The organism is Marivivens niveibacter (assembly GCF_002150005.2).
Lineage (GTDB): Bacteria > Pseudomonadota > Alphaproteobacteria > Rhodobacterales > Rhodobacteraceae > Marivivens > Marivivens niveibacter.
Genome location: NZ_MSPP01000003.1, coordinates 86,908 through 99,765, shown reverse-complemented (window position 1 = coordinate 99,765; position 12,858 = coordinate 86,908). Strand labels below are relative to the sequence as shown.

12 protein-coding genes are annotated in these 12,858 nt (G+C 56.4%); 8 read left to right on the top strand and 4 right to left on the bottom strand.

Annotation, left to right across the window (positions count from 1 at the left end; all coding sequences use genetic code 11):
- Positions 1-24: 24 nt before the first annotated feature.
- The 4 genes from BVC71_RS09205 to coxB form a co-directional block, all read right to left on the bottom strand.
- Complete coding sequence (locus tag BVC71_RS09205; protein WP_086451385.1) at positions 25-621, bottom strand: cytochrome c oxidase assembly protein; 597 nt, start codon at positions 619-621, stop codon at positions 25-27.
- Positions 618-821 (bottom strand): hypothetical protein, encoded by a 204-nt coding sequence (locus BVC71_RS09200; protein ID WP_086451384.1) that lies wholly within the window; start codon positions 819-821, stop codon positions 618-620. The genes BVC71_RS09205 and BVC71_RS09200 overlap by 4 nt, the downstream gene beginning before the upstream one ends.
- Positions 821-1,744, bottom strand: a complete 924-nt coding sequence (gene cyoE / locus BVC71_RS09195; RefSeq protein ID WP_086451383.1) for a heme o synthase — start codon at positions 1,742-1,744, stop codon at positions 821-823. The genes BVC71_RS09200 and cyoE overlap by 1 nt, the downstream gene beginning before the upstream one ends.
- Before the next feature lie 92 nt (positions 1,745-1,836).
- A complete protein-coding gene (coxB, locus tag BVC71_RS09190; RefSeq protein WP_086451382.1) occupies positions 1,837-2,727 on the bottom strand; it encodes a cytochrome c oxidase subunit II in 891 nt (296 codons plus the stop codon).
- 185 nt (positions 2,728-2,912) lie between these two features.
- Between coxB and tldD the strand changes: the two genes are divergently transcribed.
- The 8 genes from tldD to BVC71_RS09150 all read left to right on the top strand — a co-directional run bounded on the left by tldD (position 2,913) and on the right by BVC71_RS09150 (position 12,849).
- Positions 2,913-4,334, top strand: a complete 1,422-nt coding sequence (tldD, locus tag BVC71_RS09185; RefSeq protein ID WP_086451381.1) for a metalloprotease TldD — start codon at positions 2,913-2,915, stop codon at positions 4,332-4,334.
- A 78-nt stretch (positions 4,335-4,412) separates the two neighbouring features.
- Positions 4,413-5,549 (top strand): DNA-processing protein DprA, encoded by a 1,137-nt coding sequence (gene dprA / locus BVC71_RS09180; RefSeq protein ID WP_086451380.1) that lies wholly within the window; start codon positions 4,413-4,415, stop codon positions 5,547-5,549.
- Between the two features lie 98 nt (positions 5,550-5,647).
- Entirely contained in the window at positions 5,648-8,227 is a 2,580-nt protein-coding gene (gene topA, locus BVC71_RS09175) for a type I DNA topoisomerase (protein WP_086451379.1), read from the top strand.
- A 152-nt stretch (positions 8,228-8,379) separates the two neighbouring features.
- Entirely contained in the window at positions 8,380-9,084 is a 705-nt protein-coding gene (locus tag BVC71_RS09170) for a CoA transferase subunit A (RefSeq protein WP_086451378.1), read from the top strand.
- Positions 9,084-9,710 carry a 3-oxoacid CoA-transferase subunit B gene (locus tag BVC71_RS09165; RefSeq protein WP_086451377.1) on the top strand — a complete coding sequence of 209 codons (627 nt, stop codon included), beginning with the start codon at positions 9,084-9,086 and terminating at the stop codon, positions 9,708-9,710. Before BVC71_RS09170 ends, BVC71_RS09165 begins: the two co-directional genes overlap by 1 nt.
- A gap of 110 nt (positions 9,711-9,820) precedes the next feature.
- A complete protein-coding gene (locus tag BVC71_RS09160) occupies positions 9,821-10,825 on the top strand; it encodes a lysylphosphatidylglycerol synthase transmembrane domain-containing protein (RefSeq protein WP_086451376.1) in 1,005 nt (334 codons plus the stop codon).
- A 3-nt stretch (positions 10,826-10,828) separates the two neighbouring features.
- The gene (locus BVC71_RS09155) at positions 10,829-12,118 is read left to right on the top strand and encodes an FAD-binding oxidoreductase (RefSeq protein ID WP_086451375.1); all 1,290 of its coding nucleotides are present in this window, start codon (positions 10,829-10,831) and stop codon (positions 12,116-12,118) included.
- Entirely contained in the window at positions 12,115-12,849 is a 735-nt protein-coding gene (locus BVC71_RS09150) for an SDR family NAD(P)-dependent oxidoreductase (RefSeq protein WP_086451374.1), read from the top strand. The genes BVC71_RS09155 and BVC71_RS09150 overlap by 4 nt, the downstream gene beginning before the upstream one ends.
- The last annotated feature ends 9 nt before the right edge of the window (positions 12,850-12,858 follow it).

The window sequence follows — 12,858 nt, the reverse complement described above, 5'->3', positions numbered from 1 at the left end:
GTCGGTATTCCCTGAGGCTGGACTTTAGTTTGTCTGTGTTTCGGCCGGAGCCGCGTTGATAAGTGCCGCGGTTTGTTCCTCCGGCAGCGGAATTTCGAAGAAAGTATAACCCAACGTGATCGTGTGTGTATACTTTGCATCGCGGTCGTCGACGATTGCAGGGTCGACGAAAAAGCTTACGGGCATCAGCACGGATTCACCCGGCTGCAACACCTGTTCGGTAAAGCAGAAGCATTCGATTTTGTCGAAAAAACCGCCCGCTTCGTATGGGACAACGTTATAGGTCGCCTGCCCAGCAACAGGGCGGTCGGAAATATTCGTTGCCTCGTAATACGCCAGCGCGGTTTGACCGATTTTTACGGTCATTTCGCGTTCAACGGGTTTGAACGTCCATGCCAACGATGGATCGGTCGACGCATCAAAACGGATGGTCATTTCGCGATCTAAAATCACTTCGCTACCCGATTCGGCAACGTCTGTAGCGCCGCCAAAACCAGTGACTGCGCAGAACCAGCTGTAGAATGGAACCGATGCCCATGACAGCGCTCCCATGACAAACACAACTGTCAGCAATTGCAGAACGGTGCGCTTCGGACCTTCGACGTTTGCAAATAGTTTCATTGCTGCACCTCGTCCGCTGTGATCAACGCAGGGCGCAGAACGTGGTCGTTCGCTTCAAACATTTTTGCGTCGCCCAACTGAAGGACTTTGACCACAGTCAGGCCAAATACCAGCGCAACAAACGCAATTAGCAGGATGAACACACCGTAGTTCTTTGACTTACGGCGGTTGTGCATCTCGTGTTCGACTTTAATCGTCATTACCAGCCTCCGAATCCGGTTGCTGGTAGAACCAGCAACACTGCGAAATGCAGGAACAGATAAGCCAAGGACACTTTGAACGCGTTCTTTTCAGCGGCGAAATTGTCGGCCTCTGCCTGCTCTTCGTCGCGGCGCCAAACCACAAAGCACGCTTTCAAGAACCACATATTCAGCGCCGCGGACACGGCTAGATATAAGGGGCCACCGATCGAGGTGAAGCCAATCGCCAACGCAACAGGCACAAGTGCGACCATGTATCCCATGATGTTATTGCGGGTCACGCGGCGACCGTGGGTTTCGGTCAACATAGGCACGCCAGCACGGCCATAGTCGGATTTCACGAAAATCGCGAGCGACCAGAAATGCGGCGGTGTCCACATGAAAATCAGCGCAACAAGCAGCGTCGATTCAATGGTGATGTTGCCCGCAGCAATTGCCCAACCAATCATCGGAGGCAGCGCACCAGACAGGCCGCCAATCACGATGTTCTGTGGGGTCGAACGTTTCAGCCACATCGAATAAACGACGGCATAGAAAAAGATGGTGAATGCCAGCAGGAACGCAGCCAGCCAGTTGGCGGCCAGACCCAGCAGGATCACAGAAAAGCCCGACAGCGCCAGACCAACGGCCAAGGCTTCTTCGGGTTGAACCTTGCCCGACGGTATCGGGCGGTTCGCAGTGCGTTTCATGATACGGTCGATGTCCGCATCCCACCACATATTCAGCGATGCAGATGCGCCTGCACCCACAGCAACGCACAAAATACCAACAAACGCGATGAACGGATGAACCGGCACCGGCGCAACGATCAAACCAACAAGTGCGGTGAAAACCACAAGCGACATCACACGCGGTTTTAACAGGGCAAAGTAATCGCCCAAACCGGCTTCGCGTGGCGTATCTTGCAAGCTAGCGTCCGTCATATCGAGGTCCAAGGTTCTGTTTGGCAAAGGCGGCGGGGATCACCCGCCGCGCAGCTTTATCAGATGGCGACATTGCCGCCCGAATTCCGCGATTAAGCTGGGAATTCTTCTTTAGCGGTTTCCAGCCATGCGTCGTAGGCTTCTTGGCTAACGACTTTGACGGTGATCGGCATGTATGCGTGGTCCTTGCCGCATAGTTCCGAACACTGGCCAAAGTAGATGCCTTCGCGTTCAGCTGCGAACCACAGCTGTGCCAGACGACCAGGTACAGCGTCTTGTTTCACGCCGAATGCTGGGATGGTCCACGAGTGGATCACGTCTGCTGCGGTCACCTGCATAACAACGGTTGCGCCAACTGGAACTACAACTGCGGTGTCGGTTGCCAGCAGGAATTCATCTTCGGAGTAGCCGTAGGATGCCAGCAGTTCATTCATGCCTTCCGAACGAACGAATGGTTCAGCTTCGATCGACGCAGGCATCGTTGCAGGGTGGCCCAGCATGTAGCTGTCGAACAGCACGCCATCATCTACGTACTCATAGCTCCAGTACCACTGGTAGCCGGTTACTTTGATGGTGATGTCACCTTCTGGGAATTCCTGCTGTTTGAACAGGATCGGCAAAGAGAACGAACCGATAACCACTAGGATCACGATCGGCAGGACGGTCCAAGCAACTTCCAATGGGGAGTTGTGGGTGAAGGTCGCTGCATTCGGGTTAGCGCGACGGTTGTAGCGGACGATTACGTACGCCAACAGCGCAACAACGAACAGCGTGATCGCGGTGATGATCACTAGCAGCATACCGTCCAGCCACTGCAAGTCGCGGGCTAGTTCAGTCGAAGCAGGTTGAAAACCTAGTGCACCATCAACTGGCGCACCAACGATTTCCAGTCCCTCGGTCACATCTTGCGCCCGGGCGGCCATGCCGGCGAATACCATCGCAGCAGCTGCCGAAAGCTTGGTGGCAAAATTGGTCAGTCGCATTTTATACCCTGTGTCTTGTAGGGGCCCAAACCCCTCCCGTCTCGGAATGTCGCAAACAGTTTTGCGGAATCCCATTGTATCCAGCGAAGCATGTCACATATCCTGAGGCACAACTCAAGAACCCCAAGGGCGGCATATTGTCCTTTTTTTGACCTAGATCAAAGCTGCCAACAGGATAGACACCCATGCAAACCGACATTTTTCGCCCGTTTGACACCAATTTGGACATGGAATCGGCCCTTTCGATCGTCCAACAGGCCACCAACGGCGCTGATGATGGAGAGCTTTTTCTAGAACGACGCCGATCCGAGGCGCTGGTTTTAGACGATGGTCGTATCAAAACCGCCAGCTATGACGCGTCCGAAGGATTCGGCCTGCGCGCCGTTCGCGGCGAAACCACTGGATATGCCCATTCGACCACAATTTCCGAATCTTCGCTCAAACGCGCGGCACAGACCGCGATGCTGGCGATTGGCGCGGGCGGCGGCGTGTTAGCGGACGGGCCAAAGCCGACCAACAGACACCTATATAGTGACGTCGATCCGATCTCTCAGGCGACGTTCCCTGCGAAAATCGACCTGCTGAAAGAAATCGACGAAACCGCGCGCCAAATGGACAAACGCGTGGTCCAAGTCACGGCGTCATTGGCCGCGTCATTGCAAGAGGTCGTGATCCTGCGCCCAGACGGCATTTTGGTTACTGATACGCGCCCGATGAGCCGCATCAACATCAGCGTCATCGTCGAAGACGCGAACGGCCGCCGCGAATCCGGCAGCCACGGCGGCGGTGGCCGCGAGGGCCTATTGGGCCTGATCACCCGCGATCATTGGGAACCCGCCCTACGCGAAGCATTGCGGATCGCACTGGTGAACTTAGAAGCCGAAGCCGCCCCTGCGGGCGTGATGGATGTTGTGTTGGGCCCAGGTTGGCCTGGCGTTCTGCTCCACGAGGCAGTCGGTCACGGGCTGGAGGGGGACTTTAACCGCAAAGGCACCAGCGCATTTTCGGGCCGTATCGGTCAACAAGTCGCTGCCAAAGGTGTGACCGTTTTGGACGACGGCACCATCGAAGGCCGACGCGGGTCGATCACGGTAGACGACGAAGGCACGCCATCCGCCAAAAATGTGCTGATCGAAGACGGCATTCTGGTTGGCTATATGCAAGACCGTCAAAACGCACGATTAATGGGCGTTGAACCCACCGGCAATGGACGCCGCGAAAGTTTCGAACACGCGCCGATGCCGCGTATGACCAACACATATATGTTGGGCGGCGATGCCGATCCGGCGTCGATTCTGGCGGACCTAAAGGATGGCATTTACGCCGTTGGTTTTGGTGGCGGTCAGGTCGATATCACCAACGGCAAATTCGTTTTCTCTTGCACCGAAGCGTATCGCGTCAAAAACGGTCAGGTTGGCGCGCCGGTCAAAGGTGCGACCCTTATCGGTGATGGGCCAACTGCGATGAGCCAAATTCGCGCCATCGGCAACGACATGGCGCTGGACCCCGGTATCGGCAACTGCGGCAAAGCGGGACAATGGGTTCCTGTTGGCGTTGGCCAGCCGTCGCTGATGATCGGCGGCCTAACCGTCGGTGGTTCGGCCTAATTTGAAATAATTTACCTGCGTTTACGTCTGTTTAAGATTCGGATTGCTATCCAAGTCTTGCAACAGACGGAGCGCAGAATGCCCCAAGCATCACAGTCTTCTTTTCACCCCCCACTCCCACCCACCACAGAGGAAGACCGGTTTAACCGCCTTCGTCTGTTGCGATCGCGGCGCGTAGGCGTGTCGACCTATCATCGGCTTATGGCCGAACACGGCAGTGCCGCTGCCGCGCTCGAGGCTTTGCCGCAGATCGCAGCCGCTGCTGGCGTGCGTAATTACGAAATTTGTCCTGAAGGCGTCATTCACGCCGAACTGAAATCCGCACGAAAGGCGAAAGCGCGGATGATCTGCATCGGCGAACCAGAATATCCAACGGACTTGGCCGACATTAACGATGCGCCCCCATTTTTATGGGCAATCGGCAACGCGGACCTTCTGCAACGCCCGATGATCGCATTAATCGGCGCGCGTAATGCGTCATCTCTCGGCACGCGAATGGCGCGCAAGCTCGCGACCGAACTGGCCGAAGCTGGCTATGTGGTCGTTTCGGGACTGGCCCGCGGGATCGATGCGGCTGTGCATTCCGTCACCGTCGACAGCGGAACAATCGCGGTATTGGGTGGCGGCGTCGATGTCATTTATCCGCAAGAAAACACCGACCTATTCCATGCGATTGGCGCCAAAGGACTACGCCTGTCCGAACAGCCGATCGGCCTCCAGCCGCAAGCCCGCCATTTCCCAGCCCGCAATCGGATTATTTCGGGTTTATGCCGCGCAACGGTCGTGGTCGAAGCCGCGCAGAAATCTGGTAGTTTAATCACCGCCGACACCGCATTAGCCCAAGGCCGCGACGTGATGGCGGTGCCGGGGCACCCTTTTGATGGTCGCGCAGGCGGATGTAATGCACTCATCCGCGATGGCGCGACATTGGTTCGCAGCGCAGATGACATTTTGCAAGCTCTTGAACCGATCACGCCGCAAATGCCGCTGGACTTGCCACCACAGAAACCCGCACCGCAAAAACGCAGCCTACGGGAAACCGCGGATTTGCACACGCAAATCCTGTCGCAGCTGGGACCATCGCCAATCGCCGAAGATCAGGTTTTACGCGATCTGAAATTAAACCCGAAACAAGCCGGGCCGGCGATCGTGGATCTGGAATTAGACGGCCGAATTCAGCGCCAACCCGGTGGGATGATTTCGCTCATGTCATGACGGCTCTTTGACGCAATTTGTTTTGGTGCATTGACATTTCAAATGCATCGCACACATGTTGCGCCGCTATAGACTATATCGTCGTTACAGGAGTCCCCATGCCAGTTGTTGTTGTCGAATCTCCGGCTAAAGCTAAGACAATCAACAAATATTTGGGGCCGAACTATACGGTTCTGGCGTCCTACGGACACGTTCGTGACCTGCCCCCAAAAGACGGATCGGTCGACCCTGAAAACAATTTTGAAATGACTTGGGAGGTCGCAAACGACAGCAAAAAGCATGTCAAAGCGATTGCCGACGCCCTAAAAGATGACGACGAACTGATCCTCGCGACCGACCCTGATCGCGAAGGAGAAGCGATCAGCTGGCACTTGCAAGAAGCGCTAACCAAACGCCGCGCGATCAAAAAATCGACCGCCGTCAGCCGCGTGACGTTCAACGCAATCACCCAGGCCGCCGTCACCGAAGCCATGCAAAACCCGCGTCAGGTCGACGCCCCATTGGTCGAGGCTTATCTGGCCCGCCGCGCGTTGGACTATCTAGTGGGTTTCAACCTATCGCCCGTTCTGTGGCGTAAACTACCCGGCGCGCGTTCGGCAGGCCGCGTTCAATCGGTTTGTCTGCGCCTGATCGTCGAACGCGAAATGGAAATCGAATCCTTCCGCGCCCAAGAATATTGGACGGTCAAAGCGATGTTGGCCAACCCGCGCGGCCAAGCGTTCGAGGCACGCCTGACCCATTTTGCCGGCAAAAAGCTGGATAAATTCGACATCCCTGATGAAAATCAGGCTGCGATTGCCGCTGCTGCCATCGAACACCGCGATCTAAAGGTGACTTCGGTCGAAGCGAAGCCCGCCAACCGCAACCCGTCGCCGCCCTTTATGACCTCGACCCTGCAGCAAGAGGCATCGCGCAAGTTCGGCATGGGTGCACGCCAGACCATGAACGCCGCACAGCGTTTGTACGAGGCTGGTTTGATCACCTACATGCGTACCGACGGTATCGACATGGCGCCCGAGGCTGTCATGTCCGCCCGTGACGCGATCAAGGCAAAGTTCGGCGAAAAATACCTGCCGTCCAGCCCTCGTATGTACAAAAACAAAGCGAAAAACGCGCAGGAAGCACACGAATGTATCCGTCCGACCGATATGTTTGTGTCACCTGACGACGCCAAGCTAACGGAATCAGATCAGAAAAAACTGTATGATCTGATTTATAAACGTACGATCGCCAGCCAAATGGCCGCGGCCCAGATGGAACGCACGACCGTTGATATCGCGTCGGACGACGATCAGGTCGTTCTACGCGCCACCGGTCAGGTCGTATTGTTCGAAGGTTTCATTGCCGTCTACGAAGAAGGCCGCGACGACAGCGTAATCGACGATGATGACAAACGCCTGCCGCTGCTGAACAAAGGTGACAAAACAGATAAAAAATCGGTCACACCCGAACAGCATTTCACCCAGCCTCCGCCACGTTATACCGAAGCCACACTGGTTAAACGTATGGAAGAGTTGGGCATTGGCCGTCCGTCGACCTATGCATCGATCGTGACCACGATTCAGGATCGTGATTATGTCCGCAAAGACAAAAACCGCCTGATTCCACAGGACAAAGGCCGTTTGGTCACCGTGTTCCTGTCCAACTACTTCAAACAATACGTGGAATATGATTTCACGGCGGAATTGGAACACGAACTGGATGAAGTGTCCGCGGGCAACGTAGATTACCACAAGCTGCTGGAAAAATTCTGGAAAGATTTCTCTGCCGCCGTTGCAGAAACATCCGAACTGCGGATCACCGACGTTCTGGAAAAAATCAACGAAGTTCTAGAACCGCACCTTTTCCCCGCAAATGACGAAGGCACCGATCCGCGCCTTTGCCCAAACTGCGGCGCTGGCCGTTTGTCGATGCGCACCGCGCGTTCGGGCGGCGCATTCATTGGCTGTTCGAATTATCCCGAATGCCGTTATACGCGTCCATTCGGTCCTCCTGGCGCGGCGGATTCGGGCATTGGGCCAGACGGTAAACTGCTGGGCTACGACAACGAAGACAAAATCACGCTGCGTGATGGCCGCTATGGTCCATATGTTCAGCGCGGCGACGTGACCGAAGAGGTGCCAAAACCGCCTCGCGCATCGCTGCCCAAAGGCTGGTCGCCCGAATCCATTGATCTGGAAAAGGCGCTGACCCTGCTGAACCTGCCGCGCGAAATCGGCCCGCACCCTGATGACGGCGTCATGATCGAGGCCGGATTGGGCCGCTTTGGCCCGTTCGTCAAACACGGCACCACCTATGCCAACCTCAAAGAGGTCGACGAGGTGTTTGAAATCGGCATGAACCGCGCGGTCGAAGTGCTGGCATTGAAAGCCGCCGGTCGCGGCGGACGACAGGCTGCTAAACCGCTGAAAGAATTGGGCGATCACCCAGACGGCGGCGCGATGGCGGTAATGGAAGGTCGTTATGGCCCATACGTGAAATGGGAAAAGGTCAACGCGACCCTACCCAAAGACGTTGACCCGCAAGACGTGACCGTCGAACAGGCGATCGAATTGGTGAACGAAAAGGCGGCCAAAAGCGGTAAGAAACGCAAAGCCCCCGCCAAGAAAGCCGCGGCAAAGAAAACCACTGCTAAAAAACCAGCGGCCAAGAAAAAAACCACCAAAAAAGACGAATAAGACAGCGGGCTACGGCCCGCTTCTTTTTTGCAGTGCAGCTTTTTTCGCTGCACCACAGCAAAAATTTGACAACGGCTTAAAAATCCGACCTAACTTGACCCTACAAGGGGGGACCGCCAGCCAATTTGGCCCAACCCAAAGAGGGGGAAGTTATGAATAAAATATTCGGAAGCGCATCCGAAGCCCTAGACGGACTATTGTTTGATGGCATGTTCATCGCGTCGGGCGGCTTTGGTTTGTGCGGCATTCCTGAACTGCTGATTGACGCCATCAAAGACGCAGGCTCCAAAGACCTTACATTTGCATCCAACAACGCAGGCGTAGACGATTTCGGCATCGGTCTTTTGTTGCAGACCCGTCAGGTCAAAAAAATGATTTCGTCCTATGTCGGGGAAAACGCCGAATTCATGCGCCAGTATCTGTCTGGCGAACTAGAGCTGGAATTTAACCCGCAGGGCACATTGGCCGAACGTATGCGTGCCGGCGGTGCTGGCATCCCTGGGTTTTACACCAAAACCGGCGTTGGCACGGTGATCGCAGAAGGCAAAGACCATCGCGATTTCAACGGTGAAACCTACATTATGGAAGAAGGCATTTTTGCCGATCTTGCCATCGTCAAAGCATGGAAAGCCGACACAACCGGCAACCTGATTTTCCGCAAAACCGCCCGCAACTTTAACGTCCCTGCGGCGACCTGCGGCAAAATTTGCGTCGCCGAGGTCGAAGAGATCGTCGAAGCGGGCACACTGGATCCCGATCACATCCACCTACCCGGCATTTATGTGCACCGCCTGATCGAAGGCGCACATGAAAAACGTATCGAACAACGCACCGTGCGCAAGGCGGAGGACGTATAATGGGCTGGGATCGCAATCAAATGGCGGCACGCGCCGCGCAAGAACTGCAAGACGGCTGGTATGTAAATCTGGGCATCGGCATCCCGACTCTGGTCGCGAACTACATTCCCGAAGGCGTTTCGGTGACTCTTCAGTCTGAAAACGGCATGCTGGGCATGGGTCCGTTTCCGATCGAAGGCGAAGAAGACGCCGACCTGATCAACGCGGGCAAACAGACCATCACCGAACTGCCTCACACCGCGTATTTCGACAGCGCGACATCGTTCGGCATGATCCGCGGCGGCAAAATCGCAATGGCGATTCTGGGCGCGATGGAGGTTGCCGAAAACGGCGATCTGGCAAATTGGATGATCCCCGGCAAACTGGTCAAAGGTATGGGCGGCGCCATGGATCTGGTCGCTGGCGTTGGCCGCGTGGTTGTGGTCATGGATCACACCAACAAACACGGCGAATCCAAACTGTTGAAGTCCTGCACGCTGCCATTAACGGGCAAAGCTGTGGTGGACCGCATCATCACGAACCTTGGTGTTTTGGACGTGGTCGAAGGTGGATTGAAAATCGTCGAATGCGCAGATGGCGTGACCGAAGACGACATCAAAGCCGCGACCGAAGCCAAGATCGTTTAAGGTGAAATAGTCAGGAAGAGCAGTCATTGCTCTTCCTTTTTTAAAAAATTGTTTCCATTGCCGCAACAGGTTCACAATCCTGCCCCATTTTGTCGCGATAACAGCGTCAAATGACAGCGAACACAGCACATATCACTCCGCCAGTTTCGGCGCAGACATCGGGGAACCGCCGGTGGCGCGACATCGCGTTATTGGGCGGGTTGTTCGGGTTTGTCATCCTTGGCCTTGCGGGGCTAGCCGCCGCAACAGGATGGGAAGATACCTTAGCGCAATTGGCTAAACTGCATGCATGGCAGTTCGCGGCACTGATCGTGCTGAGTCTAGTCAACTATCTATTCCGCGGCGGACGCTGGCACGTCATGGCCCGCAAACTGGGCCTGCCCACCACATTCGGCCAAGATATCCGCCATTTCATTGGCGGCTTTGCAATGTCCGTAACCCCCGGCCGCGTCGGTGAATTGATCCGCATGCGTTGGATCAAACGCGAAACGGGCTGGGCCGTGGAACGCACCGCGCCTCTGGTCCTGATGGATCGCGCATCGGATCTGGCCGCGATGGCGTTGATTTTGGCGATGGGGCTGGCATTGGGCACAGGCGGGGTGACCTTTGGCGTGCCCGTGGTGGCCATGGCTTTGCTCGCGGCCTATGTGGCAACGCGCCCATCGTTGCTGTCGGCCCTGACCACGCGAGCATACCGCATGACGGGGCTATTCCCGCGCCTGATGGTGCGTTTCCGCCGCGCTGCGAAATCGCTGGCGGCCTTCACCTCCCCTACCACGATAATCATCACCTTGGGCCTAGGCCTAATTGGCTGGTTGGCCGAAGGCATGGCGTTTCATCTGCTATTGGTCTGGATGGGCGCGGACATCGGATTTTGGATGGCGGTCACGATATTCACATTCTCGACGCTTGCGGGTGGCCTAACCGGAGCCCCAGGCGGCGTTGGCGGCGCCGAGGCCGCGATGATCGCCCTGCTTTCGCTGCAAGGCGTCCCACTAGAAACCTCTTTGCCCGCGACGGCCATTATTCGTGTGACCACTCTTTGGTTCGCGATCGGTCTGGGCCTTATCGTATTTCCATATGCCGAACGGCAATCGATCAAACAGGCAATTTAAGACATGCAATGGAAGACTGACACTTACGCCGGATGGGGCCGCGCCCTAACGGCAACAGGCGAATTGGCGCGCCCTGAACGCAGCCGCAACATTACCGCCGAAGGCCCCGCGATCGGGAACCGCCGCAGCTATGGCGATGCGCCGCTGAATTCGGATGGCAAAGCAACCGACATGTCCCGCATGAACCGCATTATCGGGTTCGAGGACGGCATTGTGCATGTTGAGGCTGGCGTGACGCTGGGCGAATTGACCCGCATTTATGCCAAAAAGGGATATATGCCGACTGTCATGCCAGGCACGGGGTTTGCCACGGTTGGCGGCGCGATTGGCATGGACGTCCACGGCAAAAACCATCACCACGCAGGATCCTTTGGTCAGCATGTGACCGAAATCACGCTGCGCACGGCGGACGGCGACAAAACGATTACGCCCGCAGATGATACGCTGTGGCGCGCAACCATCGGCGGGTTGGGCCAGACCGGTGTCATCCTGTCTGCCAAACTGAAACTGACCCCGATCAGCGGCGGCCAGATGCAAGTGACGGAAACGCGCGCTGCAAACTGGGAACAGCACATCGAACGCCTAGACGCCAGCACGGCGCCCTACTGCGTCGGCTGGATTGACGCCACTGCCAAAGGCGACGCCATGGGCCGCGGTATCATCGAAGAGGCCGAGGTGACATCGGGAGATTACGAGGCCCCAAAAGGCGGCAAAAAGGTGCCATTAGATGCGCCCAGCTTTGCCCTGTCGAAACCGATCGTGAAACTGTTCAACACGGCCTACTATAACCGCGTCCCCGCCGAGGGCCGCACAGTGAACCGCAGCTTTGAGCAGTTCTTTTTCCCGCTGGATAAAGTGCAGGATTGGAACAAACTCTATGGCAAACGCGGGTTCCACCAATTCCAATGCGTAGTTCCGACCAATCAGGTCGACGCGCTAAAGGCGATGTTGAACGCAATCGCGGAATCGGGACTTGCGTCACCCTTAGCCGTCCTAAAACGCATGGGGCCTGGTCGCGGCGGCATGATGTCGTTCCCAATGGAAGGGTACACTCTGGCCGTTGATTTCCCTGCCCGCGACGCAGCAAAGGATCTGATCAAAGAACTGATCACCCTAACCGCCGCCGCCGAAGGCCGCATTTATTTCGCCAAAGACAGCATGGCCACGCCTGCCGCTATCGCAGGCATGTATCCCGAACAAACCGACTGGGCCGATGCGGTGAACGCCGCAGACCCAGACCTCACATTCGCGACCGACCTAACCCGCCGCCTAAACCTACGAGGTGCAAAATGAACAACACTTGGATCATCTTGGGCGCGACATCGGCCATTGCCCGCGCGTTTATTCGTGCCGAGGCTGAAAAAGGCGCATCGTTTATTCTGTGTGGCCGCGATACCGACGACATGGCTGCAACTGCCGCCGATGCGCAAGCGCGCGGTTCAACCGAAGCGCGGGTGTTCCCGATCGACGTCCGCGCGCCCGAAACCTTTGCGCCAGTAATTGAGGCCGCAAAGAACATCGTCGGGACCATCAATTGCGCGGTGTTCGTTGGATCCATGCCGGAACAATCCGAAATCGACGCGGACCCATCGTTGATCGACGGCGTTGTGACCGACAGCTTTACTGGTCCTGCGAATTTACTGACCCAGTTGGCGCCCATCATGGAACTACGCGAACAGGGCACGATTGTTGGCGTTGGGTCCGTTGCAGGCGACCGTGGCCGTTTGGGCAACTATGTTTACGGTGCGGCCAAGGCTGGATTTGCCACTTATCTTTCGGGCCTGCGCAACCGTTTGGGCCGTTCGGGCGTTCATGTCCTGACGGTGAAACCCGGCCCTGTGGACACGTCAATGACCTGGGGCATGAAAATGCCAGCGATGACCACGCCAGAGGCCGCCGTTGCCGACATCCTCAAGGGCGTCGAAAAAAAACGGAACGTGATTTACACCGCGAAAATCTGGTTCCCGATCATGACCGTGATCAAATTGATCCCTGAACCTGTGTTCAAGAAACTATCGTTCTAGGGCCCGCGC